Consider the following 26,659-nt stretch of genomic DNA (forward strand, 5'->3'; position numbering starts at 1 on the left):
AGTAGGGACCAAGGAGGAAAACGAAGTGACTGTTACAAAAATTACGGATCAAGAATTTAGACAAATGATCCAAGTTAGCTCGCAACGATTGGCTAAAAATGCCGAATTTATTAATTCATTAAATGTTTTTCCAGTTCCAGATGGTGATACAGGTACAAATATGAACCTTTCGTTCGCAAGTGGGGCAAAGTATGTTCAAGATTCACCTTCTGAGCATGTTGGGGAGTTAGCATCAATTTTAGCTAAAGGTTTATTAATGGGTGCTCGAGGCAACTCAGGTGTTATTTTATCGCAAATTTTTAGAGGTTTCTATAAACGAATTGAAGCTAAAGACGTTTTAACAGCTGCTGATCTAGCAGATGCTTTAACAGGTGGCGTAGAAGTCGCTTATAAGGCTGTCATGAAACCAACTGAAGGAACTATTTTAACAGTTGCAAGAGAAGCCGCTAAGGCAGCAAATAAAGCTGTTTCTGAGAGCGACGATGTTATCGTTGTTATGGAAGCTACTTATGAAGCTGCTAAAAAAGCATTGGCAACAACGCCAGACTTATTACCTGTTTTAAAAGAAGTCGGGGTTGTTGATTCAGGTGGCCAAGGGTTAACATTCGTTTATGAAGGCTTTTACGATGCATTAACGGGGAAAGAAACGGTTAGTGAAGAATACAAACCAAACGAAAAAGAAATGGATGAAATGGTTAATGCTAGCCATCATCAAAGCGTGCAAAGTCAACTAAGTACAGAAGATATTAAATTTGGTTACTGTACGGAAATTATGCTTAAATTGGGTGCTGGTCGCTTAGTTGATCAAAAGTTTGATTACGATGAATTTAGAAATCATTTGAGTGAAATCGGTGATTCTCTTCTTGTGGTTGCTGATGATGAAGTCGTTAAAGTTCACGTTCATACAGAACATCCCGGTGAAGTGATGACTTACGGTCAACATTATGGGTCATTGATGAAAGTTAAAGTTGATAACATGCGTCAACAACATGAAACAATTTTAGAAAATGATGAAGAAGCTGAAGTGAAGTCTGAGGCTGTTGAACCTAGTGAAATTGCGGTTATTTCAATTTCATCTGGTGCGGGTGTTGCGACATTGTTCAAGAGCTTAGGTGTGTCTTACATTTTAAGTGGTGGACAAACGATGAATCCAAGTACGGAGGATATTGTTAAAGCAATTGAAGCAACTAGAGCTAAGAATGTGATTATTTTACCTAATAATAAAAATATTTTCCTAGCTGCTGAACAAGCTGTTGATGTTTCTGCTGTTCCTGCAGTTGTTGTGCCAAGTCGCACAATTGCGCAAGGGATGACAGCAATGCTTGGATTTAATATTGATAGCACATTGGAAGAAAATAAAGACGCAATGATTGAAAACTTGGATACCGTAACTTCTGGTCAAGTAACGATTGCCGTTCGTGATACAACCATCGAAGGTGTAGCGATTAAAAAAGATAATTATATGGGTATTATTGATGGGAACATCAAAGTAACTGATAATGATCGTAAAAAAGTTGCCATTGAAATGACTAAAAAAATGTTAAATGAAGATAGTGAAATCATCACCATTATTGTGGGTGAAGATGGCTCTGAAGATGAAGCTAAAGCAATTGAAGAAGCTATTTACACGATTGATGAAGATTTAGAAGTTGAAATTCATGAGGGAAATCAACCGGTCTATCCTTACTTAATTTCAGTTGAATAAAAATAGAACAAAATAAAGGCGGGATGAGACTGTGTTCTCTCCTGTTTTTTATATTCTGTAGAAAGTGAGGAATCATAATGTCTTCATTGAATGATTCGGTGAGTGTTTTAACTGGCGTTGGGCCTAAAAAATTAACGGCGCTTAATCAATTAGGTATCAATACAATTGCTGATTTACTAACCTTTTATCCTTATCGATATGACGATTTAAAAGCAAAAAAATTATCTGAAATTACGGATCAAGAAAAAGTGACTTTAAAAGGAACTGTTTCTTCTGAACCCGTTTTAATTCGATTTGGTCAAAAAAGAAATTTGTTAAATGTGCGATTATTAGTAGACGACGGTAATATAACCGTTAGTTTTTTCAATCAACCTTTTCTACAAAAACAGTTTGAGATAGGTAAAGAAGTGGCTGTATATGGTAAATGGGATGACAAGCGAAAAAGTTTATCAGGCATGAAGTTATTGACTAAACAAACTGATGATGGACTAGCTGCGATTTATCGATCTTCTAAAGATATTCATCAAACAGCTATACGCCAATTAATAACGCAAGCATTTAAACAATATGCTGATCAGATAGATTCGTTATTACCCAATGAATTAATTCAGAAGTATCGGCTAATTGATCGTCAGACAATGCTACATGATATCCACTTTCCGCAGGATGAAAAAAATTTTCATGATGCCAAACGAACAGCTATTTTTGAAGAATTCTTTTTATTTCAGTTGAAATTACAATATGTCAAAAAGAGTGATACTAAAAATTATGGCATTAAAATTAATTATCGAAATGCTGAATTAAAAAAATTTATTCAGACGCTACCTTTTGAATTAACGGCGGCTCAAAAAAGAGTGGTTAACGAAATTTGTGCTGATATGAAGCAACCCATTCATATGAATCGGTTGCTTCAGGGTGATGTTGGATCAGGTAAAACGATTGTTGCGGCTATTGTTATGTATGCCGCTATTACAGCTGGATATCAGGCTGTTTTAATGGCACCAACAGAAATCTTAGCTGAACAACACGCTAACAATTTGGCAGCGTTATTCGCAGATTTTCCAGTTAATGTTGCTCTTTTAACTGGTTCAATGAAGGTTAAAGCCAGACGTGAATTGTTGACGCATCTTGAATCTGGTGAAGTCAATTTAATTGTTGGGACGCATGCAATCATTCAACCCGACGTTTCATTTAAGCGTGTTGGGCTGGTTATTACCGATGAGCAACATCGATTTGGTGTGAATCAGCGCCGGATTTTAAGAGAAAAAGGTGCTGAACCTGATGTCTTAGCGATGACGGCTACGCCAATCCCAAGAACGTTAGCTATTACGTCTTATGGTGAAATGGATGTGTCGACGATTAATGAATTACCTGCAGGACGCCAACCGATTACGACTTCGTGGTTGAAAAGTTCACAAGTGGGTAAAGGAATTGATTTAATTAAAGAACAGTTAGCTCAAGGGTCACAAGCTTATGTAATTACACCTTTAATTGATGAATCTGAAACGTTAGATTTAAAAAATGCGTTGGCACTATATGAGAATATGAAAGAAGTATTTGAACCAAAATATCAAGTGGGTCTTTTGCATGGTAAAATGAAAAACGATGAAAAAGATCAAATGATGACTGATTTTAAAGCCAATAAATATCAGCTGCTAGTATCGACGACAGTTATTGAAGTTGGTGTCGATGTGCCGAATGCCACAGTGATGATGATTTATAATGCTGAGCGATTTGGTTTGGCACAATTACATCAATTACGAGGTCGAGTGGGACGTGGAAAAAAGGCCTCATATTGTGTGTTAATTGCTGACCCTAAAAATGAATTTGGGAGACAACGGATGCAAATTATGACAGAGACAACAGATGGTTTTGTGATTTCGCAAAAGGATTTAGAATTGCGAGGTGCTGGAGACGTTCTAGGACGGAAACAATCGGGGATACCTGATTTTAAAATTGGCGATCCAATTGGTGATATTAATGCATTACAAGTCGCGCAACAAGAAGCACATGAACTTGTTTTTAGGGATGATTTTGCAAGTAATCCTGAATTTAAACCACTGAACGATTATTTAAAAGGACATCAAAATACGGATTTAAAATTCGATTAAACGAGTTAGGAGAATTCAATTATGAAATTAGCAGTCGATGCAATGGGCGGCGATTTTGCGCCTCAATCAATCGTTGAAGGTGTAGAGCGCGCTAGAAATGAAGATAATACCATTCAATTTACATTGTATGGGGATGAAAAAAGAATTCGTGAATTTTTGAAAGATGATAAAAATATTGTCATTGTACACACGGATGAAGAAATAGATGGCAACGATGAACCTGTCAAAGCGATTCGTTCAAAGAAAAAGGCATCAATGGTTTTGGCAGCTCAATCTGTTAAAGATGGTGAAAATGACGCTATCTTTTCATGTGGGAATACAGGCGCATTACTTGCTGCGGGTCTCTTTGTGATTGGCCGAATTAAAGGCATTTCACGTCCAGGATTGCTAGCAACGTTGCCTGTTATCTCAAGTGATAGTACTGTGAATTTATTGGATGCTGGTGCAAATGCAGAAAGTAAACCTGAACATTTGCATCAATATGCGGTGTTAGGTAATTATTATGCTAAAAATGTCCGTCACATTGCTAATCCTAAAATTGGGTTATTGAATAATGGGACAGAACCACATAAAGGTAATAAAGTGACACAAGAGGCACATCAATTATTGCAAAATGATCCTGAATTGAATTTTGTGGGTAATATTGAATCAAATGATTTACTTTCTGGTAAGGCTGATATTATTGTTTCTGATGGGTTTACTGGTAATGCGGTTTTGAAATCAGTTGAAGGAACGGCTTTGGGGATGTTCTCATTACTAAAAAGTGCCATCATGAGTGGTGGGTTACGTGCTAAAATCGGCGCACTTTTACTGAAACCTAGCTTGAAACAATTGAAGCATAAAATGGATTCACCCAAGTATGGTGGTGCAGTTTTATTAGGAATTAAAGCGCCTGTTGTGAAGGCTCATGGATCAAGTAAGGCTGAAGTCATTTATTATACAATCAAACAAATTAATGACATGGTAAACGCAAATATGGTACCCAATATTGTTGACTACTTTGAAAAAGAGACTAGTAAAAAAGAAAATTAACTAGACATTTCTTTGAAAAATGGTTAAAATTACGTCATGATTCAAAAGGAGGCTATTGGGATGACAGAAGAAGAAATTTTTGGAAAAATTGCTAAAATAATCGAAGAACATTTTGATTTACCAGTAGAAAAAATTACGACTAGCTTAGATTTTAAAAAGGATTTAGATGCAGATTCAATTGATGTTGTTGAGTTCGTTTTAGAACTTGAAGATACATTTGGTGCAGAAATTTCTGATGAAGATGCAGAAAGTTTAACAACCGTCGGAGACGTTGTTACGTATATTAAAACGAATACAAAATAATAATTAAAAGTAGTTAATTGAATAGGTTTATAAAAGCGTCTAGGCAGTTTAGCTTGCCAGCGCTTTTTTGCGTATTGAGTACCTTTTAACCAGTAAAACGGGTATAATTATGAGAACGTTAATGATAGTAATGGAGGATAATAAATGATTAAAGGGTTAAATGAAATGTTAGCAGAAGATTTTGGTATTAAGTTTACGAACGGTGCGCTTTTAGATGAAGCGTTCACGCAAGCATCATATGTGAATGAACATCCAAAAGAAAATTTAAAATTTTATGAACGAATTGAGTTTTTAGGGGATGCTGTTTTGCAGTTAACCGTTTCAGAATATTTATATCAACGTTACACAATGCTACCACAAGGCAAATTAACGCGTCTAAGAGCCGCAATGGTCTGTGAAGAGAGTTTCAGTGCATTTGCCAAAGAATGCCGATTTGACGAATTTATTCGCTTAGGTAAGGGTGAAGAAAAAGCTAATGCACGTCAAAGACCTGCATTATTATGTGATATTTTTGAGTCTTTTGTAGGAGCGCTTTATCAAGATCAAGGTAAATTGGCCGTTGAAACATTTATTAAAAAAGTCATTTTTCCTAAATTAGATTTGGGTTGGTTTGACCATGTCATGGATTATAAAACGTCGCTACAAGAGTTTTTACAAAAAAATGGCGATATCGTGATAACGTACGATGTTGTTGATGATCTTGGACCGGAACATGATAGACAGTACGTGATGACTGTTAGTGCTGATGGCAAGATTATTGGGCAAGGTGCCGGCCATTCTAAAAAAATTGCGGAACAACAAGCAGCAAGTAATGCATTGGAGTCGTTAAGATCATAAAGATGTTCAGGAGGTTAGTGACGAATGAAATTAGAGTCTTTAGTCATTAATGGGTTTAAATCATTTGCAGATAAAACAACAATTGAATTTAAAGACGGGATGACTGGTATTGTTGGCCCTAATGGTAGTGGGAAAAGTAATATTGTTGAAGCTATTCGTTGGGTTCTTGGTGAACAATCTGCTAAAAATTTACGTGGTGGCAAAATGCCTGATGTTATTTTTGCGGGGTCAAAAGATCGGTTACCAGTTAATCGTGCTGAAGTTAGCATTACTTTTGATAATTCTGATTTTTATATTCAAGAGAATTCTGAAAAAATAACGGTCACTAGACGCTTATTTAGAGAAGGCGATAGTGAGTTTCTGATTAATCAAAAGCAATGTCGTCTTAAAGATATTACGAATTTATTTATGGATACTGGGCTTGGAAAAGAATCATTTTCGATTATTTCTCAAGGCCGTGTTGCTGAAATTTTTCGTAGTAAACCAGAAGATAGACGGTCAATTATTGAAGAAGTTGCTGGTGTTCTTAAATATAAGCAAGAGAAACATATTGCTGTTCGTCAATTAGAAGAAACAAAGGATCATCTTAATCGTGTTTCTGATATTATCTTTGAACTTAAAGGGCAGGTTGATCCTTTACGAGAGCAAAGTAGTTTAGCAAAAGATTACTTAGCTCAAAAGAAACAATATGATGAATTAGAACGCAGTCGCTTAGTAAAAGAAATTAAAAGCCAATCATTGCAGAAAAATGATGTGACGCGTTCATTGGAACAGTTAATTAAAATGAATCTCAGCTATAAAACAAAAGTAACGGTAAAAGAGCAAGAAGTCGCTGATTATCGTTTACAGTTAGGCAATATTGAAAAAAGTATTGATCAAACTCAAAATGAATTACTAGATTTAACAATTAATAAAGAACGTTTACTGGGTCAAAACAACGTATCAACGCAAAAAAAAGCGTTTGAAAAACAGCAGATAACAGAATTAAAAAATGAACAAGCGGCATTGAATAATCAAATTAAATTTAAGCAAGACGCATTAGTGAACTTAAACAAACGTTTATTAGAATTACAACAAAATATTATCGATGAAAATAACGTTATTGAAGCTATTGATAAAAAAATAGTGACTAATGATTTGTCTGGTCAAGAACGTTTGAAGGAATTAGGACGATTTGTTAATGATGCGATTCAACAACAGACACGATTGCAGAGTGAAAATGAGTTTTTAAAAAAATTGTTAAATCCTGATGTGATATTAAGTGAAAATGATAATCGGATAGTTACCGAGGAAAAAAGGTTAAATCAAGTACGAAGTGATTTTGAAATTAAAAATGAGTCGTTCAATGTGATTAATACCAAATTAAGGGATGAGGAGCAAAAATTGGCTGCATTGAAAGTTACTTTAAAGGTTGATACAGAGTCTTATGAAGCACAACAACGAAGCTGGTTTGAAGCAGCCAATATCTTACAACAGGCAAAAAATAAAAAAGATAATCTACACTTAGCGCAAAATAGTTATAATGGATACTATCAGGGTGCCAAAGCTATTTTAAAAGAAAAAAGGAATTTTCCTGGTTTATATGGTGCAGTGGCTGAATTAATGACGGTACCAAAGGAAATTAATCAAGCAATTGAAACAGCATTAGGTGCGCAGTTACAACAAATAATTGTTCAAGATGAATCTGTTGCAAAGCGTGCAATTAAATTCTTAACACAGAAAAATTATGGGCGAGCAACATTTTTACCCATTTCAATCATTAAAGGGCGCTTTATGAGTGAGGGGCAACGTTCAGTGTTAAGTCATGAGGGTGTCATTGGGATTGCTTCCGAGCTTATTCAGGTGGAACCAAAATTTGCTGAAATTAGTCAATCCTTGTTGGGGACGACGATAATCGTTCGAGACTTGGATGTAGCGATTGAAGTTAGTCGTCATCTGAATCATCGCGTTAAAGTTGTGACACTTACCGGAGAAGTTATGAATGCTGGTGGTTCAATGACTGGTGGTAAACAACAACGAGCTGGCGGTTTATTGGACCAAAAACAAGCTATCACACAATTGGATGAAAGTATTCAAAAAATGCAACAAGAACTAGAAGTTCGTGAGGTTCGAGGTAATCAAGCTGGCGTTTCTGTTGGAAATCAGAAACAAGTGATTGAATCAGTTGAACTAATGATTGTTGATTTTAAAAATCAGTATCAAGAGACACAATCTCAGTTAACAACTAGTCGTTTGATTTTAGAACAACAGGAACTTAAGTTAACTGAAATACGCAGTGAATTTAAAAAAAGTCAATTGACTAAAATAAGTAATGAAGCAAAACGTAAAGATAATACACAAGAAATCACGACATTGGGCAATCAAATCCAAGCGGCGAATGACGATAGTGCTGCTATTGAGTTACAGTTAAAAAATGCTGATCAATTTGAAAAGCAACAACAAGTTAAGAAACAAAATCATCGTGAGAGTTTATTAGTTTTTCAAGAACAATTAAAACAACAAAATCATAACGGTGTTCTGTTGAGTAAGGAAATTCAAGCATTGACTGAAGAAGTTACAATAGTTAAGGAGCGCTATCAAGCATTACTTAATTATACAGAAAGTAGCCAAATGCAAGAGAGCAAGAGTCAAAAAAAACTTCAAGAATTTCAAACGCAAACAGATAATGCTGATTTACGATTAGCTAATTTCAAGCAAAATCGAACTGAGATTAATCAGTCATTAACTGAAGAAACTGAAAATCTGTCCCGTTTATCCGACTTACAGCGCAATGTTATTGCTGATAAAAGTCAAACTGAAAATCAAAAACAACAAATTGATCAGTCACTGGACGAGAAGTTGAATCAGTTAGCGACTGACTTTCAGCAAACTTTTGAAGAAGCTGAAAAATCAGAAAATCATCAAACACTGGAGACTATTTTAGCGCAACAAAAGTTATTAAAAAAAGGGTTGAAAGAAATTGGTGACGTGAATGTCGCAGCTATTGATGAATTTGAAAGAATCAATGAACGCTATTCATTCTTATTGAAACAGCAGGCTGATTTATTAGAAGCCGATGAACAATTGAAAAAGACTATGACAAATATGGATGCTGAAGTTGAAAAACGCTTTAAAGTTAGTTTTGATGATATTTCTAAAGCATTTGAAAAAGTCTTTCCAGTTATGTTTGGTGGTGGAAAGGCCAAACTTCAGTTAACGAATCCAGAGGATCTTTTAACCACAGGAATTGATATTTTGGCACAGCCGCCGGGTAAAAAAGTGCAAAGTTTGAGTTTACTTTCTGGTGGAGAGCAAGCATTAACAGCGATTGCGTTATTATTTGCTATTTTAAGAGTTAAACCAGTGCCTTTCTGTATTTTAGATGAGGCTGAAGCCGCTCTTGATGAAGCTAATGTGGCTCGTTTTGCGAGTTATTTAAAATTATTTCATCAAGAAACACAATTTATTGTGATTACGCATCGAAACGGAACGATGGTTGAAGCCAATACTTTATATGGGGTCACAATGCAAGAATCGGGTATATCTAAAATGGTCTCGGTATCATTAGATAGAGCGGTTTGATATACTATATAAAAGATTAGGAGGCGTTATGAATGGGAATATTTAGTAGAATTAAACAAGCCTTTACGGGTGAAGAGACAGAATCATCCAACCAAGAAAAATATGATAAAGGTCTTGAAAAATCAAGAAAAACCTTTGGTCAACGTTTAAATTCACTATTCGCCAATTTTAGAACAGTTGATGAAGCTTTTTTTGAAGAATTAGAAGAAACGTTAATTGAAGCTGATGTCGGTTTTGAAACGGCGATGACAATTAGTCGTGAACTGCAAGAAGAAGTTAAATTGCGTAATGTTAGTAATCCTGATGCCGTTTCCGCCGCAATCATTGAAAAATTAGTTGATTTATATGAATCAGAAGGTCAAAGCGAAGATAATTCGATTGCCCAAGCTGAATCAGGTCCAACGGTTATTTTATTTGTTGGTGTTAATGGTGTTGGTAAAACAACTACGATTGGTAAATTGGCACATCGCTACCATGAAGAAGGTAAAAAAGTGCTTTTGGCTGCTGGAGATACATTTAGAGCCGGAGCAATTGAACAACTTGCTGAATGGGGCCGTCGCGTCGATGTTCCTGTTGTTCGGGGACCAGAAAAAAGTGATCCTGCCTCTGTTATTTTTGATGCTGTCAAACGTGCTAAAGAAGAAGACTACGATGTTTTGTTAGTTGATACAGCCGGTCGTTTGCAAAATAAAGTGAACTTAATGAGCGAATTAGATAAAATTAAGCGCATTATCTCTAGAGAAATTCCAGATGCACCGCATGAAGTTCTACTTGTTTTGGACGCAACAACTGGGCAAAATGCTTTAATCCAAGCTAAACAATTCAAAGAAACAACGGATGTCAGTGGGATTGTTTTAACAAAACTTGATGGCACTGCTCGTGGTGGGATTGTTTTAGCCATTCGTAATGAAATGCACTTACCAGTTAAACTTGCTGGTTTAGGTGAACAAATGGATGATTTGCGTGATTTTAATGCAGAAGATTTTGTTTATGGATTGTTCAAAGGCCTCGTTCGTGAACAACCAGAAAAAGAAGAATAAGCTTAGAAGTCGGATTTAATCTAATCTGACTTCTTTTTACTATTGACGTTTAGGTTTAAAGTCGGTACTCTTCTAGTAGGACTAAACGAAACAAAATGAGGGAGTTTTTTTAGTGGCGATTGATAAAACCAATCGAGTCAATGCATTATTTGAATTTTACGAATCATTATTAACTAAGAAGCAGGCTGAATATATGGCCATGTATTATGGCGATGATTTTTCTCTTGGTGAAATTGCGGATAATTTTGATGTGAGTCGGCAAGCCGTTTACGATAATATTAAGCGGACTGAGAAGATTTTAGAGGATTATGAAGCCAAGTTAAATTTGTATCATAATTTTATTAAACGTAATGAAAAATTAGACCAAATTAAGCACTATACGGATAGTGCCTATAAAGAAGACAAAAAATTAACCGATCTAATTAATCAATTAGAAGAATTAGACGAAGAGTAAGGGTAGGTAGGTAAAATGGCATTTGAAGGATTAACAGAAAGATTACAAAATGCGATGACGAAGCTTCGTCGTAAAGGTAAAATATCTGAAACTGATTTAAAGGAGGTTATGCGTGAAATTCGCTTGGCTTTACTTGAAGCTGATGTTAACTTTACAGTTGTTAAAGATTTCGTCAAAGTTGTTCGAGAACGTGCAATCGGTGCGGAAGTACTTGAAAGTTTAACACCGTCGCAACAAATCGTTAAGATTGTTAATGAAGAATTAACTAAAGTAATGGGTGAAACAGCTGTTCCACTAAATAAATCACCTAAGATTCCAACAATTATTATGATGGTTGGGTTACAAGGGGCTGGTAAAACAACAACAGCTGGTAAGTTAGCTTTAAAATTAAAAAAAGAAGAAAACGCAAGACCTTTAATGATTGCAGCTGATGTTTATCGTCCAGCGGCTATTGATCAATTACAAGTTTTAGGCCGTGATTTAGAAATTCCAGTTTTTGAATTAGGGACAAAAGTTAACCCTGTTGAAATTGTCCGACAAGGGTTAGCACAAGCGGCAGAAAATAAAAATGATTATATTATTATTGATACAGCTGGTCGTTTACAAATCGATGAAGCCTTAATGGATGAATTAGCTCAAATTAAAGCGTTAGCTACGCCTAATGAAATTCTTTTAACTGTTGATTCAATGACTGGACAAAGCGCTGTAGACGTTGCTAAGGGCTTTAATGAGCAATTAGATGTTACTGGTGTTGTCTTAACTAAATTAGATGGTGATACTCGTGGTGGTGCTGCATTATCAATCCGTTCAGTAACGGGTAAACCTATCAAATTTATTGGTCAAGGTGAAAAGATGACTGATTTGGATGTCTTCTATCCGGATCGTATGGCATCAAGGATCTTGGGCATGGGTGATATGCTTACGCTGATTGAAAAAGCGCAACAAGATTTTGATGAAAAAGCATCAGCTAAAATGGCTGAAAAATTCCAAGAAAATACATTTGATTTTAATGATTTCTTAAGCCAGATGGATCAACTACAAAATATGGGTCCTATGGAAGATATTATGAAGATGATTCCAGGGATGGCTAATAATCCAGCTATGAAGAATGTTAAAATGGATCCAAAGGATATTGATCATATGCGTGCAACCGTGTATTCAATGACGCCACAAGAGCGAGAACATCCAGACGTCTTGAACCCAAGTCGTCGTCGCCGTATCGCTGCAGGTGCTGGTCGTCCGATCGTTGAAGTTAATCGAATGATTAAACAATTTGGCGAGATGAAGAAAATGATGAAGAAAATGAACAGTGGTAATTTTGAAGGCATGGAAGGTATGCTTGGTAAAGGCGTAACAGGTCGCTTAGCTAAGATGTCGATGAATTCAATGGTCCGTAAGAACAAGAAAAACAAGAAAAAACGCATGAAAAAAAATAAAAATTCTAGAAAATAAGCATAAAATAACTAATACTGGTATGGCTTTAAAGGTATTTTTGAAATTTATTTTAACTGTCAAGAAAAAAACCTTTACAAGCTGATAAATAACTGGTATATTAATTACTGTTGAAGTAGATATCAGGAGGTGTATATTAATGTCAGTAAAAATTCGTTTAAAACGTATGGGTTCTAAAAAGAGACCGTTCTACCGTGTCGTTGTAGCTGATTCACGTTCACCACGTGATGGCCGTTTCATCGAAAACGTGGGTACTTACAATCCATTAACAGAACCACAAACAGTAACACTTGAAGAAGAAAGTATTTTAAACTGGTTGAACAATGGTGCACAACCATCAGATACTGTACGTAACATTCTTTCAAATGCAGGCATCATGAAGAAATTCCATGAAGCTAAATTCTCTAAAAAATAAGGACAATTAAATGACTGAAGCAGAAGTGACAAACTTAATTTTAACAATTGTCAAACCGCTTGTTGAAAATCCTGATGATGTCCAAGTAGGGCAGAAACAAGATGATCATTATGTCTATTTTGAATTATCTGTGAGTGCAGATGATATTGGCCGTATTATTGGGAAGCACGGACAGGTTGCGCAGGCTATTAGAACAATAATCTATGGTGTGCGTTTAACGAGTTCGAAACGAGTGCGTCTAAACATATTAGATTAAAATAGTAACTCTTGAATGAAGCAGCAATGTTTTGTTTAGGAGTTTTTATTTTACAATGAAAAGGAGCAAATATGGCTTATTATCAAGTAGGAACAATCGTCAATACTCATGGAATCAAAGGAGAAGTCAGAGTTATGGCTACAACTGACTTCGTTTCTGAGCGTTTTAAAAAGGGAACCGTGTTGTATCTGTTCGATAAGAATGGGAAACAAATTATTTCGTTAACGGTTATGACTTATAGACATCATAAAAATTTTGAACTCGTGACGTTTGAAGGTTTACAAGATATTAACCTGGTTGAAAAATATAAAGGGCTTGATTTAAAAGTCGCTGATGAAGGTCTTCGAGAATTAGAAGAAGATAATTACTATTATCACCAAATTATCGGGTTAGATGTCCAAACCGAAAACAAAGAAAAAATAGGGACAATTTATGAAATTTTAAGTCCAGGTGCCAATGACGTCTGGGTTGTAAAACGTCAAGGTAAAGGTGATTTATTATTGCCAGTTATTAAAGATGTTATTAAAAATGTCGACGTTGAGCATAATATTGTAACGGTTGAACTTTTAGAAGGATTGGACGACTAAATATGAAAATTGACGTTTTAAGTTTATTTCCAGAAATGTTTGATGGTCCAATGAAACAATCAATTGTTGGTAAAGCAATCGAAAAAAAGGTGCTTGATTTGAAAGTCACTAATTTTAGAGACTTCACAACTGACAAACAAAATCATGTTGATGATTACCCATATGGCGGTGGTGCGGGAATGCTACTTCAAGCACAACCCGTTTTTGATGCGTTAGAAGCTGTCCAAAAGGAATCTAACGCAAAAGGTAAGGTTATTCTTTTAGATCCAGCAGGTCGTAAATTTGACCAGACAGTGGCTGAAGAATTTGCAAATGAGGAACATTTAACGTTTATCTGTGGTCATTACGAAGGTTACGATGAACGTATTCGAGAAGTTGTGACTGATGAGGTTTCACTTGGAGATTACATCCTAACAGGTGGTGAATTAGGCGCAATGGTCATGATTGATGCAACTGTACGTTTATTACCTGAAGTTTTGGGTAATAAAGAATCAGCCCCAGGAGATTCTTTCTCAAATGGCTTGTTAGAATATCCACAATACACACGTCCAGCCGATTTTAGAGGGATGAAAGTACCTGAAGTTTTAACAAATGGCAATCATAAATTGATTGATGAATGGCGTCAAAAGGAATCATTGAGACGTACATTTGAGAGAAGACCAGATTTATTGGAAGAGATGCAATTATCTAAACAACAAATTGAATGGTTAGCTGATATAAAGTTAGAGAAGTAAAGGAAAAGCACTTTACGCCTTTATATTAATATGATACACTTTCAAAAGTGGTTAAAAGCCACATAAAAATTACGATATTCCGCTGGCATAATAAATGTGCATGAATTTCTGTTGAAAAGGAGATCCAAATTATGAGTCCAATGATCGCAAAACTTACAGAATCACAATTACGTACAGATATTCCTGAGTTCCGCCCAGGTGATACTGTTCGAGTTCACGCCCGTGTTGTTGAAGGCACACGTGAACGTATCCAACTTTTCGAAGGTGTTGTTTTAAAACGCCGTGGTAAAGGTATTAGCTCAAGCTACACTGTTCGTAAAATCAGTAACGGTGTTGGTGTTGAACGTACTTTCCCATTACATTCACCTCGTGTTGCTAAAATTGAAGTTATCCGTCATGGTCGCGTACGTCGTGCTAAATTGTACTACTTACGTGCTCTTAATGGTAAAGCTGCTCGTATTAAAGAAGCTCGCCGTTAGAATGATGTTGAAAAGTCTTGATTATATCAAGGCTTTTTTTATTTGAGGAAAAATATGTTAAAATGTGACAGTGTAATAGTAACCTTTTCTATAAATTAAAAGGAGTGAGAAGATGAGTAAACAGTATAATATTGGGTTAGATATTGGAACAAATTCTATAGGTTGGTCGGTAGTTGATGACCAAAGCAAATTAATTCGAGTTAAGGGAAAAATGGGATACGGAGTCCGATTATATGATGAAGGGAAAACGGCTGAAGAACGTCGAGGTTTTAGAACAACGCGTCGACGTTTGAAACGAAGAAAATGGCGATTAGGGTTATTGCGTGAAATATTCGAACCTTACATAACGCCGATAGATGCTTCTTTTTTTCTACGTCAAAAGCAATCTAATCTGAGTCCAAAGGACAGTCAAAAAAAATATCCCAAAATGAGTTTATTTAATGATCAATCAGATATTGATTTTTATAAAAAGTATCCAACGATTTATCATTTGAGAGCTGCATTAATGACAGAGCAAAAACAATTTGATTTACGTGAAATATATTTGGCAATGCATCATATTGTTAAATATCGTGGTCACTTTTTAAATGTGGCACCAGCAAGTTCATTTAAGAGTGGTGAATTTGATTTGGCAGGACATTTTGACAACTTAATGAACATATTTAGTGTTACTTTCAAGGACTCACAATTTGAACTATCAACGGAGCATTTAGATGCTGTGAAAGATATTCTGTTAGATCATAATAAAAGTGCAAGTACACGACAACGTGATGCTTTACCGCAGATTTATCATAGTGTTACAGATAAAAAGAAGGAAAAACAAAATAAAGCAATCGCAACAGAAATCTTAAAAGCAATTTTAGGATTAAAGGCTAAATTTAATATTCTTTCTGGAGTTGAAGTTGATGATGTTAAGGCTTGGACGTTAAGTTTTAATGCAGAAGATTTTGATGACAAGTTGAATGGTTTAAATATAAGTGATAATGAGCAAGCAAATCGAGTTATTGAATTATTGAGAGAATTATATTCTAGTGTTTTATTAGCTGGGATTGTGCCAGAAGGTCAATCATTATCCCAATCAATGATTGAAAAGTATAAAGATCATCGTGAACATTTAACATTATTAAGAGAAGTTCGAAATCAATTATCAGAGAAAGAACAACAGGAATTACGAAGTGCTTATGACGCATATATTGATAATAATACTACTAGAGAAGACTTCTACAGTAGTATTGGTAAAGTTCTAAAAAAACAAGAAGCCAATGAAAAAATTACTGAAATTTTAAATTTAATTGAATTAGAACAATTTATGCCTAAACAACGGACAAAAGATAATGGGGCTATTCCACATCAGTTACACCAAAAAGAATTAGATCAAATTATTGAAAATCAAAAACAATACTATCCTTGGTTAGCAGAAATTAATCCTAATGGGCAAAGAAAAAATACGGCTTATTATAAGTTGGATGAATTAGTTAACTTTAGAGTGCCTTATTATGTAGGACCTATGATTACAGCTGACGACCAGCAAAAATCTTCAAATGCCAAATTTGCATGGATGATACGTAAAGAACAAGGCGCAATTACGCCTTGGAATTTCGATGACAAGGTTGATCGTCAGGCTTCAGCAAATGAATTTATTAAGAGAATGACCACAACTGATACTTACTTATTAGCTGAGGATGTTTTACCTAAAAGAAGCATGATTTATCAACGATTCGAAGTGTTAAATGAATTGAATGTTATCAAAATTGATGATGAACATATTACTTTGGACCAAAAACAAGCTATCTATAATAACTTATTTTTAAAACAAGCACATGTTTCAGTTAAAAATATACAAAAATATTTAGTTGTAGACGGTCAGTATGCTAGTGCTCCCATAATTACCGGATTAGCAGATGGTGAAAAATTTAATAGCAGTTTAAGCACTTATCATGAATTGAAACTTATCTTTGGAGATTTGGTGGATGACAGCGATAGGCAAACTGATTTTGAAAAAATGATTGAATGGTCAACAATATTTGAAGATGGGCGCATATTTGCTGATAAATTGAATGAGATTGAATGGTTATCAGACGGTCAACGCAAAAATATGTCTGCAAAACGTTACCGTGGTTGGGGTAGATTATCAAATAAATTATTGATGAAACTAGTTGATCAAAATGGTCAGCGAGTTATGGATAAATTATGGGATACAAATGATAATTTTATGCAAATTGTTCATTCAGAAGACTTCGATCGAGTTGTTACTGAGTCTAATCAAGTTATGTTAACTGATAATGATTCACAAGAAGTTATTGATAATTTATATACATCACCACAAAATAAAAAAGCACTTCGTCAAATTTTATTAGTTGTTGACGATATTCAAAAAGCAATGAAAAATCAGGTACCTAATCGAATTCTAATCGAATTTGCTAAAGGAAAAGAAGATAATCCAAGATTATCAGTTCAACGTAAACGACAAGTTGAGAACGTTTATCAGACAATTAGTTCAGATCTTTTAAACGATTCAAAAATTAAACAAGATCTTAAAGACCTTTCTAACTCAGCTTTGGCTAAGACAAGATTATTTTTATACTTTATGCAGGGCGGTCGTGATATGTACACAAATCAACCGTTAAATATCGATGATTTATCAAAATACGATATTGATCATATTTTGCCACAAGCATTTATAAAAGATAATTCATTAGATAACCGCGTCTTAGTTTCAGCTAAAATCAATAGAAGTAAGTCTGATCAATTACCTTTAAATGATTTTGCTGAAGTTAAATTTGGTAAAGAGATGCGCGAACATTGGGAACAAATGCTACGTGTAGGATTAATCACTCGTAAAAAATATAATAACTTAACATTGAATCCTGAACACATGAATAAGTACACGATGAATGGGTTCATTAATCGTCAATTAGTTGAAACAAGACAGATTATTAAACTTGCTACTAACTTATTGATTAGTAAGTATTCTGAAGATGATGTTAAATTAATTTCAGTTAAAAGTAATTTAACTCACCAATTACGTCAAGATTTTGATTTTCCAAAAAATCGAAATGTAAATAATTATCATCATGCATTTGATGCATACCTAACAGCTTTTGTTGGATTATATTTATTAAAAAAATATCCTAAATTAGAATCTTACTTTGTTTACGGTGAGTATCAAAAAGGGATGCCTGAAAATGCTGAGTGGCGTAATTTCAACTTTTTATCTGGATTAAAAAAAGAACAAGTTGTTGTTGAGAATACTGGTGAGCTTATTTGGCAAAAGAATAATGATTTAGCTTATATGAATAAAATTTATAATTTCAAAAAAATTGTGATGGCTCGTGAAGTCCATACAAATAATAGTGAATTGTATAATCAAACAATTTATAAAGCAAAAGATGATAAATTAAGCGGGCAAGGCGCAAGACAATTAATTCCTGTTAAAAATAATCGACCTACAGCCCTTTATGGTGGTTACTCAAGTAAAAAGATTGGTTATATGTGTTTAGTTCGGGTTGAAGATAAAAAGGGTGAAAGATACCAAATATGTGGTGTTAATCGAATGTGGGTTAATGAACTTGGAAAAATTTCAGATAAAATAGAAAGAAAAGCAAGATTAAAAACATTGCTGAAACCACAATTTAAGCAGAATGTAGTTTTTGATATTATATTGGATAAAGTAATGATTAATCAGCGCTTTGCTGATAACGGGCAGGAATTAACGATTGCGACGGATCGCTATCGACATAATGCACAAGAACTGTTCTTAGCGAAAAGTTCAATTCAATTATTGAATAATAATTTGTCAAAAAAAGAATCACAGGAAAAATCTGTAGAAGTGTATGAAGAGATATTAAAACAGGTCAACAATTATTTTTCAGTGTATGATATTAACGGGTTTAGAGAAAAATTAAATAAAGGAAAAATTATTTTTAGTGAGTTACCATGGGATGATCAATGGGAAAATCATAAAATAATTCAGGTAGGTCAAAAAACACTATTAGATAGAATTTTAATTGGGTTACATGCCAATGCATCTATTAGTAAACTTAATGAACTGGGATTTAAAACAGATTTTGGAAAGTTGCAAACTTTGAAAATAAGCTTTATATCTGATACTAAGATTATCTATCAATCACCAACAGGATTATTTGAACGTCGAGTTGCTTTAAAAGATTTATAAAATAAAAGCTAGTGTATCATTATTGAAATGATATACTAGCTTTTTAAATTTTAGACACAAAAAAAGGCCTCATACGAGGCTCATAAGTAAAAACTCAACCCGAAGGTTTCGTTTGATTTTAACACAGAGTATCAAATCAATAAGTTCATTAGTTAAGTGTATCAAACTTAACAACAAAATTATAACATGCTTGATTACGAAAGACAAGTATCGTTATTGAAATGGGAGTGGAGAATATGGGATGGCGGACGGTAGTTATTACACAGCACGCGAAGATATCTTATTCTGGGAGGAAGATCATTGTTCAAATGAACGCTGAGACACATCAGATTCCAATTGATGATATCCAAATTTTATTAGTTGAAACAACACAGGCGGTTTTAACAGTTCCAGCAATTACGGAGTTAAGTAGTTCCGGTGCTAAAATCATATTTTCTGGACGTGATGGCAATCCAGCATGTGAGGTTGTTGAACAATATCCAGGTAATCGGAGTAGCGTTTCCATTCAAAATCAATGTGCCTGGTTGTCTGAATTAAAGGATGGCGCATGGACAGAAGTGGTGAGTGCAAAAATAGCAATGCAAATCCAAGTTGTACAGTTATTAAACAAAGAAAGCTCAGAATTAGAGTTAGAGTCTCAAAAAATTGAATTCGGGGATCAAAGTAATCGAGAAGCAGTTGTCGCTCGAAGGTATTTTAAATTAGTATTTGGAAAAGAATTTTCACGTAATGATTCCAGTGCAATTAATGCAGCGCTTAACTATGGTTATAGTGTCCTATTATCTGCGGTAAATAGAGAAATTGTTTGCAATGGTTCTTTAACACAGTTGGGTATTCATCATTATAATACAATGAATGATTTTAATTTAGGATCTGACTTAATGGAACCATTTCGCCCGGTCATTGATTATTGGGTTGCGCATCAAAAAATGATTAGTTTAACGCCTGATATTAAGTTTGGGCTAATCGAATTATTGAATTTAGAATTAAGTTATAATGATCAAACTATGATTTTAAGAAATGCATTAACGAGACATGTGCAAAATTGTTTGAACTTTATGAATGGTTCGAAAGATAATCTGATAGTGAAGGTGGAGATGATTCATGAGGTACCGAATAATGCGATTATTAGTAATGTTTGATTTGCCGACTCAAACTAGTGTTGAACGTAAAGCTTATCGTCATTTTAGAAAGGCTTTATTAAACGAAGGATTTTTAATGATTCAATATTCAGTCTATGTTAGGGTATGTGTTAGTAAACAATCAGCACAATTTATAGAAAATAGAATTGCTAGCTATGTTCCTGATCAGGGATTAATTCAGACTTTAATGGTGACAGAACAGCAATATAATAAAATGCATTTTTTAGCTGGTGAATTCAAAAAAGACGTTCGGAATTCATCTGAAAGGACATTAATCCTATGAAAATAACCTTGTACCCGTATAAGCCATTTGAAATTGAAAATCGTAAAATAACAGTGTTCAGTACGAGCTCAGCGGAAGTATATACAAAAATGATTACGGGAATAAAAGAAGAACAAGATACTATTAAAGTGAGCGATGATCAGTATGAATTATTGGAAATAACTAAAGCAATTATATTTGCTGGAGAAATATCTACTATTGATTTAAATAAATTGTTTCAAAGTCGGCTCATTAAAAAAATAATTAGTGATTTAAGTGATGATCAAAGGCAAAAATTGGCCGAATTAGATACAGAGATTCGAACAGCTATTTTAGATCTTACTTTTATGTATGATATCGCTTTAGAAGTGAATCAAGAGTGGGACGTAACAAGAACAATTAAATTCTTTAATTTAACATTTTCAAATGTTGTTCAAGGTAATTCCTATGGTATAATAGAAAGTATAATATTAACTGCTTCAGAATTAAATGAATCAAAAATTATTGTGTTAATGAACGTTTCGCACTATCTTAGTATCAGCCAATTTAATGAATTGGTAAGCTTAGTGGCGACATTAGATGTAAAACTCTTTATCATTGAATTTTCAGAAATAATTGATGCAAAAAAATACCAGGAATGTCGGTATTATCATATTGATAGTGATTATGTAGAATGGCGATATGAGTAGCGTTATATTTTGATGAGAAAAAAACGGTTTTAGAAGAGTATCAAATCAATGAGTTTATTAGCACACGATTAATGAAATCTACAACAGCTTTTGTTTTAGAAGAGTATCAAATCAATGAGTTTATTAGCCAAGTTCTACTTGCTCTTCAAATTCAGATAGTTTTAGAAGAGTATCAAATCAATGAGTTTATTAGCCAAATCAAAGGGACATCGACCGTTCACGTAGTTTTAGAAGAGTATCAAATCAATGAGTTTATTAGCATCAGAATCATTTATTTTAGACGCATCTTGGTTTTAGAAGAGTATCAAACAAAATAGTAATAGGTTCTAAAGAGGCATAACTAGCCTTCTTAGAACCTATTACTATTTATTTTAAATAAACGGTGCCATAATTCCAGCATTCTCAGGTCTACGATCTGTTTCTAATGTTGCTATTTGGTGAATAATTTTGTCTAATGTAATTTTAGTCATTTCTTGTTCAACTTTATCTTGAAGTAAGGCATATTGTTCGGACAAGACATCTTGAATATTACCACCAACGAAGCAAGCGGGATTTGTTTTAGGATCTACCTGAATCAATCGGGTATTACCCTCGATACTTCTATAAATATCTAATAAGCTAATTTCTTTGGGTGATTTAGCAAGAGTTGCTTTTGCTTGTCCATTGGTTGTCATAATTAATTCTGATTTTTTTAAGTGACTCATAATTTTTCTAACATTTGACGGGTTTGTTTCAACGCTATTCGCAATATTTTGACTAGATAGAAAATTTGTATCTTTAGAAATTTCGATGTAAGCCAAAATATGAATTGCGTCACTGAATTGAACTGAATATTTCATTTGTTAAGGTTCCTTTCTAAAAGTAAGTCTTGACTATTTCTCTGATAGGTATACTATATACCTGTACCAAATAAATGTACAGGTACTTAAAAATAAAATTTTAGGAGTGGTTGATATGACATACTTAGTAACTGGCGCAACGGGTGGCTTTGGTGGCTACGCATTAAAGGTTTTAAAAGATTTAGTTCCAATTTCTGAAACTTATGTACTTGCTCGTAGTGAAGAAAAAGGACAAGCATTAAAAGATGCTGGTTATAACGTTCGAATCGGGTCATATTCTGATGAAGCATCAATGAAAAAAGCATTAACTGGTATCGATCGCTTGCTCTTCATCTCAATGGGTACTGATGATCGTCAAGCTAACCAAAAAAATGTGATTGATGCAGCAAAAGAAGCGGGTGTTTCTTATATTGCATACACAAGTTTTCCAGATGCAGATAACTCTAAGAGTGGCCTTTCGGCAGATCATCGGTTTACTGAAAAATTAATTAAAGAATCTGGTATTGCACATACATTTTTACGTAATAATTGGTACTTAGAAAATGAAATGCCAATTATTGGCGGCGCAATGGCTAGTGGTAAATTTGTCTACGCTGCTGGAGAAGGTAAAACAGGATGGGCACTAAAACGTGAATATGCGGAGGTTGCCGCAAAGGCACTTGCAGGCGCTGATTTCTCAGAAGTATTGGAATTATCACGTAAGCCTGTTACTTATGCTGTTTTGGCTGATGCTTTGGAACAAGCAACAGGTAAGAAATTTGACATTATTGCAGGTAATGATAAAGAATTCATTGATAGTTTAATAAATGCTGGATTACCTGAACAAGTTGCAAAAATCTTCTTAGTATTCCAATATGATATTAAAGATGGTCAGTTAGATGTTGATTCAACTGATTTTGAAATGGCTTTGGGTCATGAATTAATGTCATTCCCAGAAGCAATAAAAGAATTATTAAAATAAAAATTAATGTACTTAAAAACCGCAATTTTAAAATTGCGGTTTTTTTATTATTCAAATTCTCTAAATACCTTTAAAATTCTTAACCGAGCATTACAATCAGTAAACGAATAAAGATTTTCATGAATGAGTTGCTGATAGGTAACGTCTAATGAATGATTGAATATTTTTACTTTTATTTGGTTAATCAAATCAGTTTCTTTAGAGACAATTGGTCCAGGTAAGAAAAATTCTGAGTTGGTCTGATTCGGTTCTTTAGTCAATTCTTCTGGAAATCGATAATAGAGAATGGGTCTATTTTGTAGGGCAAAATCTAAACCAACACTGGAATAGTCTGTTATTAAAAGCTCATGATTTTTTAATAAGAATTGGACACTTTTTTGTCCTTCTGGAAGGATTGACACAAATTCAGAATTAAAAAGGTGACGATATTTTTGAAAATTAGTATGAAGATAAAAATTAACGTCTATTTTATGAGATTTAACAAATAGTTTTAAATCTGAATTAGTGATTAAACTCTGGTAGGTTTTGTAAAAAGTAGTTTCCAGAAAGTCACTATCAGATAGAAATTCTTGATTATTACGCCAAGTAGGCATAATTAGGATCCGTTTTCTATGGGGTAAAAAAGATTGTCGCCAATTTTTATTAAGTAAGTTATCAAATCGCGCTAAACCAGTTATTTTGATGTCATTTTCTGAATAGTTGAATTTATTTTGAATTATAGTGGCTTCTCTTTGAGAACTGACAATAAATTTATCTGTAAAAGTAGGGTGATATTGGTTACCGTAAAGTTTTGAGACATCTTTAGAACCAGTAATGCCATGTTGAAGGAATACTTTATTAATTTTTTTTAGTTTTGTAATAGTTGAATCACTGTAAAAGGGTAATACATAATTAGAATTATGGGTGTGGGCGAGATACTTAGCTTTGAAAAATAATTCAATATGGGCAATACTTTTGTAAAAAATAACGTTGTCCCTATATTTTTTTAAATTTTTTAAGTCTTTGGAATCATTTGTTACAACATAATAGGGCTTAAATTCAGTTTTATTTTTCATCAGATAATCAAAAAAGGCAAGTCCGTTATCTTGTGCTTTTTGTGGATATTCGGTAATCAAAAGAATTTTTTCCGTTGTAACTGGATGGAAGAAAGTGTCATCTTTTGTTTTAAGTTCAGAATAGACCTCTTTTTTAAGCAGACTAAGCTTATTCGATAAATTGCCATTTTTAGTTGAATAAAAACTTAAAAGAACCATCGTTGATTGATCGTAAGGATACCAAAAATCTAATGCAGCTTTTTTTGATTGCATGGGTAGTCTAAAAATTAGTTCTTTAATGGTCATATTTGCAATGGTCGTTTTAAATGAGTAATCAAAAATGGAAAGATCATAGGCATTTAAGGTTAAATCTTCTGTTAAGAGAGGGAAGATTTCAGAAGGACTCAATTTTACGATAAAAGTAGATTCATAGTTATTTGTTGATAAATTTTCAACTGAAATTAGATTACTGGGTAATTCTGTCGTCAGATTATATACTCGATTTTTTATGATTAATGTAAGTGATGACAGTGCTAAGTATTGTGATTTTATTTTGATTGTAAATTCGAGCGAGTCATGGCTGACATCAGAAACTTCTGTGAGATATCCTGATTTATAATATGACTTCAGTGAAGGTTGTTTATTCCACATAAATCGTAAATAATGACCTAATGTATGATAAAGAACTAAGTCTTGATTGTCTATACGCAATTGTAATGCTGTGGTTGTGATGATTTCAAAATTTTCTCCAGAAATTTGTTTATCATCTAAACCATAATAAATAACCCCCTTATTTGGTGAGTTATTTTCAAAAAGGTCGCTAAGGGTTGTTGTGCTAATCTTCCAAGTTAATTTATTTATTTGCTCAAAATTAAGCGTTTTACCAGATTTTTCATTTTTAACGTGAATATGATCAAAAATATAGGTAGCACTTTCGAGATAGTAAGCATTTTCTTTTGTATAAATCGTTATTTTATCCATAAAAACACCAGCCTAATCGTACAAATTTAATTTTATCTGCTGAATAAGTATTCAGACTTTGTACTGATAGTGTAGCATAAAATCAATTATTTAAATGTTAAGAAAGTTTAATGCTATTTAATTTTACTATAATAATAATCTAAATGGAAACTATGCAAAATGCAGACGTTTTTAACTGGCCAATTTATTATACTTAGGTAAATTCTATAATTAATTTGAATATAAATTACAAAATCTTAAATTAATAATCCTTTAAAATAAATTCAATGAGGAGTCTCAGTAGTACTTTTAAACTATTTTTTAGTTAAAATTGGTAAGATTACATGAATGATTTTAATCTTATGATGACATTAATTTATAAATATCAGTGAAAAGATATGTACCTAACTAATCTCAGACGCTGGTAAAAAGTGGGTTATGCCATTTTAGTTATTAACAGAATGGATACTTTTTACCAGTTTTTGAAATAGCAGGTATTTTTTTAGTTGTTTTTACTATTATATTTGGAATTAATTGGTTTTATAGAGACACTTTATTACAGACAAATTGACGATAAGTGCATGGTTCATTAAGTTTGTTAAATTAGCATTAACAGAATATTTTACATCACTGTTTGTAGTAAGTTAAAAAATCTATCTTACGTGCAGAGAGGACTCACGTTAAAAGCTGAAAAGGAGAGTATTTACAATGTCAGAAAAAAAAGTTTTAGGTTTATTGTCAATTATTTGGGGAGGCCTGGCTTTAGTATTTTCATGGGTTCCAATTATTAATAATTTTGCATTCTTTTTAGGAATTATTGGAGTTATTTTAGGCTTTATTGCGCTTATCATAAATAGAAAAAGTAAAAAAACACTTGCACTTATCGGTACAGTTCTAAGTATAGTAGCAATTGCTATTGTTTTAATGACACAATCTTCGTATAGTGATTCAGCAGAGAACACGGATACTAATAATGATACTGCAAGTAAGTCTGTCGCAGGACATACAACAACTGATAGTGAAAAAGACCAGTCTAAAACTAATTCTAAAGAAAAATCAATAACCGTTGCTTATACGGACTATAAATTTAATGATAGTAAAAATTATGCTGTTAATTTTACTGACAATAGTTGGGCTGGAACTAAAGTAAAAATTGATAAAGTTACTGTGTATAAACTCGTTAAATCTTACTCATATGAATCAGCAAACGATGGTACTTTTAACGCAGCAGGATTTGTTCAGTTGCATTTTTCTGTAACACCTTCAAAAGATATTTCATTTTATCCAACTCAAGGTACCGCTATTTTTAGTAATGGCGAACAACATGAAGCTGATTCTGACGAAAATTGGGATGGGGATATTGCTAACAAGGTAACAAAGGATGGGACCGTTACTATTCCTGTTAAATCATTAAAAAAAGTGACTTCATTAACAAGTATTAGATTTAAATTTGATGCAGACTATGACACTGATAATTATGATGATGAGAACGCATATCATACGTATGACCTTACTTTAAATCTATAAACAAGTAAAATTAAAAATTCAATATCTAGATCTGGTAACTCGCTAATAAGCTGCAGTTGTTTAATTATTTGGATTGTACTTATTCTAGCAATATTATAACAACAA

Annotated in this window: 23 protein-coding genes; 21 read left to right on the top strand and 2 right to left on the bottom strand. The window is 33.6% G+C overall.

Annotated elements, in window-relative coordinates; all coding sequences use genetic code 11:
• Positions 1-25 precede the first annotated feature (25 nt).
• From ACVPPR_RS04065 to ACVPPR_RS04155, 19 genes are all read left to right on the top strand, one after another.
• Complete coding sequence (locus tag ACVPPR_RS04065; RefSeq protein ID WP_462304712.1) at positions 26-1,705, top strand: DAK2 domain-containing protein; 1,680 nt, start codon at positions 26-28, stop codon at positions 1,703-1,705.
• A gap of 77 nt (positions 1,706-1,782) precedes the next feature.
• Complete coding sequence (recG, locus tag ACVPPR_RS04070; protein WP_462304713.1) at positions 1,783-3,816, top strand: ATP-dependent DNA helicase RecG; 2,034 nt, start codon at positions 1,783-1,785, stop codon at positions 3,814-3,816.
• A 21-nt stretch (positions 3,817-3,837) separates the two neighbouring features.
• Complete coding sequence (gene plsX, locus ACVPPR_RS04075; RefSeq protein ID WP_462297522.1) at positions 3,838-4,848, top strand: phosphate acyltransferase PlsX; 1,011 nt, start codon at positions 3,838-3,840, stop codon at positions 4,846-4,848.
• Between the two features lie 60 nt (positions 4,849-4,908).
• On the top strand, positions 4,909-5,151 hold the full coding sequence (gene acpP / locus ACVPPR_RS04080; RefSeq protein ID WP_462297521.1) for an acyl carrier protein: 243 nt from the start codon (positions 4,909-4,911) through the stop codon (positions 5,149-5,151).
• Positions 5,152-5,295: 144 nt separating this feature from the next.
• Positions 5,296-5,988 (top strand): ribonuclease III, encoded by a 693-nt coding sequence (gene rnc / locus ACVPPR_RS04085; protein ID WP_462297520.1) that lies wholly within the window; start codon positions 5,296-5,298, stop codon positions 5,986-5,988.
• A 24-nt stretch (positions 5,989-6,012) separates the two neighbouring features.
• Positions 6,013-9,549, top strand: a complete 3,537-nt coding sequence (gene smc / locus ACVPPR_RS04090; protein WP_462304714.1) for a chromosome segregation protein SMC — start codon at positions 6,013-6,015, stop codon at positions 9,547-9,549.
• Between the two features lie 32 nt (positions 9,550-9,581).
• Positions 9,582-10,589, top strand: a complete 1,008-nt coding sequence (gene ftsY, locus ACVPPR_RS04095) for a signal recognition particle-docking protein FtsY (protein ID WP_462304715.1) — start codon at positions 9,582-9,584, stop codon at positions 10,587-10,589.
• 112 nt (positions 10,590-10,701) lie between these two features.
• Positions 10,702-11,043 carry a putative DNA-binding protein gene (locus tag ACVPPR_RS04100; protein ID WP_462297517.1) on the top strand — a complete coding sequence of 114 codons (342 nt, stop codon included), beginning with the start codon at positions 10,702-10,704 and terminating at the stop codon, positions 11,041-11,043.
• Between the two features lie 15 nt (positions 11,044-11,058).
• Entirely contained in the window at positions 11,059-12,495 is a 1,437-nt protein-coding gene (gene ffh / locus ACVPPR_RS04105; protein WP_462304716.1) for a signal recognition particle protein, read from the top strand.
• 139 nt (positions 12,496-12,634) lie between these two features.
• Positions 12,635-12,910 carry a 30S ribosomal protein S16 gene (gene rpsP / locus ACVPPR_RS04110; protein WP_409022599.1) on the top strand — a complete coding sequence of 92 codons (276 nt, stop codon included), beginning with the start codon at positions 12,635-12,637 and terminating at the stop codon, positions 12,908-12,910.
• 10 nt (positions 12,911-12,920) lie between these two features.
• Complete coding sequence (locus ACVPPR_RS04115; protein ID WP_462304717.1) at positions 12,921-13,166, top strand: KH domain-containing protein; 246 nt, start codon at positions 12,921-12,923, stop codon at positions 13,164-13,166.
• A gap of 71 nt (positions 13,167-13,237) precedes the next feature.
• A complete protein-coding gene (gene rimM, locus ACVPPR_RS04120; RefSeq protein ID WP_462304718.1) occupies positions 13,238-13,753 on the top strand; it encodes a ribosome maturation factor RimM in 516 nt (171 codons plus the stop codon).
• Between the two features lie 2 nt (positions 13,754-13,755).
• Positions 13,756-14,487 (top strand): tRNA (guanosine(37)-N1)-methyltransferase TrmD, encoded by a 732-nt coding sequence (gene trmD / locus ACVPPR_RS04125; protein WP_462297513.1) that lies wholly within the window; start codon positions 13,756-13,758, stop codon positions 14,485-14,487.
• 131 nt (positions 14,488-14,618) lie between these two features.
• Positions 14,619-14,966, top strand: a complete 348-nt coding sequence (rplS, locus tag ACVPPR_RS04130) for a 50S ribosomal protein L19 (RefSeq protein WP_462297512.1) — start codon at positions 14,619-14,621, stop codon at positions 14,964-14,966.
• A gap of 112 nt (positions 14,967-15,078) precedes the next feature.
• Entirely contained in the window at positions 15,079-19,140 is a 4,062-nt protein-coding gene (cas9, locus tag ACVPPR_RS04135; protein WP_462304719.1) for a type II CRISPR RNA-guided endonuclease Cas9, read from the top strand.
• 236 nt (positions 19,141-19,376) lie between these two features.
• Complete coding sequence (gene cas1, locus ACVPPR_RS04140; RefSeq protein WP_462304797.1) at positions 19,377-20,282, top strand: type II CRISPR-associated endonuclease Cas1; 906 nt, start codon at positions 19,377-19,379, stop codon at positions 20,280-20,282.
• Positions 20,260-20,565, top strand: coding sequence for a CRISPR-associated endonuclease Cas2 (gene cas2 / locus ACVPPR_RS04145; RefSeq protein ID WP_462304720.1), 306 nt, complete (start codon positions 20,260-20,262; stop codon positions 20,563-20,565). Before cas1 ends, cas2 begins: the two co-directional genes overlap by 23 nt.
• Complete coding sequence (gene csn2, locus ACVPPR_RS04150; RefSeq protein WP_462304721.1) at positions 20,562-21,233, top strand: type II-A CRISPR-associated protein Csn2; 672 nt, start codon at positions 20,562-20,564, stop codon at positions 21,231-21,233. The genes cas2 and csn2 overlap by 4 nt, the downstream gene beginning before the upstream one ends.
• 71 nt (positions 21,234-21,304) lie before the next feature.
• On the top strand, positions 21,305-21,550 hold the full coding sequence (locus ACVPPR_RS04155) for a hypothetical protein (RefSeq protein ID WP_462304722.1): 246 nt from the start codon (positions 21,305-21,307) through the stop codon (positions 21,548-21,550).
• Between the two features lie 54 nt (positions 21,551-21,604).
• Here the strand turns inward: ACVPPR_RS04155 and ACVPPR_RS04160 are convergent, their stop codons facing one another.
• Complete coding sequence (locus ACVPPR_RS04160) at positions 21,605-22,072, bottom strand: Rrf2 family transcriptional regulator (RefSeq protein ID WP_462304723.1); 468 nt, start codon at positions 22,070-22,072, stop codon at positions 21,605-21,607.
• 115 nt (positions 22,073-22,187) lie between these two features.
• Between ACVPPR_RS04160 and ACVPPR_RS04165 the strand changes: the two genes are divergently transcribed.
• On the top strand, positions 22,188-23,033 hold the full coding sequence (locus ACVPPR_RS04165; RefSeq protein ID WP_462304724.1) for an SDR family oxidoreductase: 846 nt from the start codon (positions 22,188-22,190) through the stop codon (positions 23,031-23,033).
• Positions 23,034-23,080: 47 nt separating this feature from the next.
• Here ACVPPR_RS04165 and ACVPPR_RS04170 read toward each other — a convergent pair whose 3' ends face one another.
• Positions 23,081-25,048, bottom strand: coding sequence for a CDP-glycerol glycerophosphotransferase family protein (locus ACVPPR_RS04170; protein ID WP_462304725.1), 1,968 nt, complete (start codon positions 25,046-25,048; stop codon positions 23,081-23,083).
• Positions 25,049-25,735: 687 nt separating this feature from the next.
• Between ACVPPR_RS04170 and ACVPPR_RS04175 the strand changes: the two genes are divergently transcribed.
• Entirely contained in the window at positions 25,736-26,554 is an 819-nt protein-coding gene (locus ACVPPR_RS04175) for a CD20-like domain-containing protein (protein WP_462304726.1), read from the top strand.
• Positions 26,555-26,659: the final 105 nt, after the last annotated feature.

The sequence above is a fragment of the Dellaglioa sp. L3N genome (assembly GCF_054941095.1).

Excerpts from the sequence above, each read along its gene's own strand:
- recG (WP_462304713.1), top strand. The coding sequence starts at position 1,783 with ATGTCTTCATTGAATGATTCGGTGAGTGTTTTAACTGGCGTTGGGCCT.
- plsX (WP_462297522.1), top strand. The coding sequence starts at position 3,838 with ATGAAATTAGCAGTCGATGCAATGGGCGGCGATTTTGCGCCTCAATCA.
- acpP (WP_462297521.1), top strand. The coding sequence starts at position 4,909 with ATGACAGAAGAAGAAATTTTTGGAAAAATTGCTAAAATAATCGAAGAA.
- rnc (WP_462297520.1), top strand. The coding sequence starts at position 5,296 with ATGATTAAAGGGTTAAATGAAATGTTAGCAGAAGATTTTGGTATTAAG.
- smc (WP_462304714.1), top strand. The coding sequence starts at position 6,013 with ATGAAATTAGAGTCTTTAGTCATTAATGGGTTTAAATCATTTGCAGAT.
- ftsY (WP_462304715.1), top strand. The coding sequence starts at position 9,582 with ATGGGAATATTTAGTAGAATTAAACAAGCCTTTACGGGTGAAGAGACA.
- ffh (WP_462304716.1), top strand. The coding sequence starts at position 11,059 with ATGGCATTTGAAGGATTAACAGAAAGATTACAAAATGCGATGACGAAG.
- rpsP (WP_409022599.1), top strand. The coding sequence starts at position 12,635 with ATGTCAGTAAAAATTCGTTTAAAACGTATGGGTTCTAAAAAGAGACCG.
- ACVPPR_RS04115 (WP_462304717.1), top strand. The coding sequence starts at position 12,921 with ATGACTGAAGCAGAAGTGACAAACTTAATTTTAACAATTGTCAAACCG.
- rimM (WP_462304718.1), top strand. The coding sequence starts at position 13,238 with ATGGCTTATTATCAAGTAGGAACAATCGTCAATACTCATGGAATCAAA.
- trmD (WP_462297513.1), top strand. The coding sequence starts at position 13,756 with ATGAAAATTGACGTTTTAAGTTTATTTCCAGAAATGTTTGATGGTCCA.
- rplS (WP_462297512.1), top strand. The coding sequence starts at position 14,619 with ATGAGTCCAATGATCGCAAAACTTACAGAATCACAATTACGTACAGAT.
- cas9 (WP_462304719.1), top strand. The coding sequence starts at position 15,079 with ATGAGTAAACAGTATAATATTGGGTTAGATATTGGAACAAATTCTATA.
- cas1 (WP_462304797.1), top strand. The coding sequence starts at position 19,377 with ATGGGATGGCGGACGGTAGTTATTACACAGCACGCGAAGATATCTTAT.
- cas2 (WP_462304720.1), top strand. The coding sequence starts at position 20,260 with ATGCGATTATTAGTAATGTTTGATTTGCCGACTCAAACTAGTGTTGAA.
- csn2 (WP_462304721.1), top strand. The coding sequence starts at position 20,562 with ATGAAAATAACCTTGTACCCGTATAAGCCATTTGAAATTGAAAATCGT.
- ACVPPR_RS04155 (WP_462304722.1), top strand. The coding sequence starts at position 21,305 with ATGAAATCTACAACAGCTTTTGTTTTAGAAGAGTATCAAATCAATGAG.
- ACVPPR_RS04160 (WP_462304723.1), bottom strand. The coding sequence starts at position 22,072 with ATGAAATATTCAGTTCAATTCAGTGACGCAATTCATATTTTGGCTTAC.
- ACVPPR_RS04165 (WP_462304724.1), top strand. The coding sequence starts at position 22,188 with ATGACATACTTAGTAACTGGCGCAACGGGTGGCTTTGGTGGCTACGCA.
- ACVPPR_RS04170 (WP_462304725.1), bottom strand. The coding sequence starts at position 25,048 with ATGGATAAAATAACGATTTATACAAAAGAAAATGCTTACTATCTCGAA.
- ACVPPR_RS04175 (WP_462304726.1), top strand. The coding sequence starts at position 25,736 with ATGTCAGAAAAAAAAGTTTTAGGTTTATTGTCAATTATTTGGGGAGGC.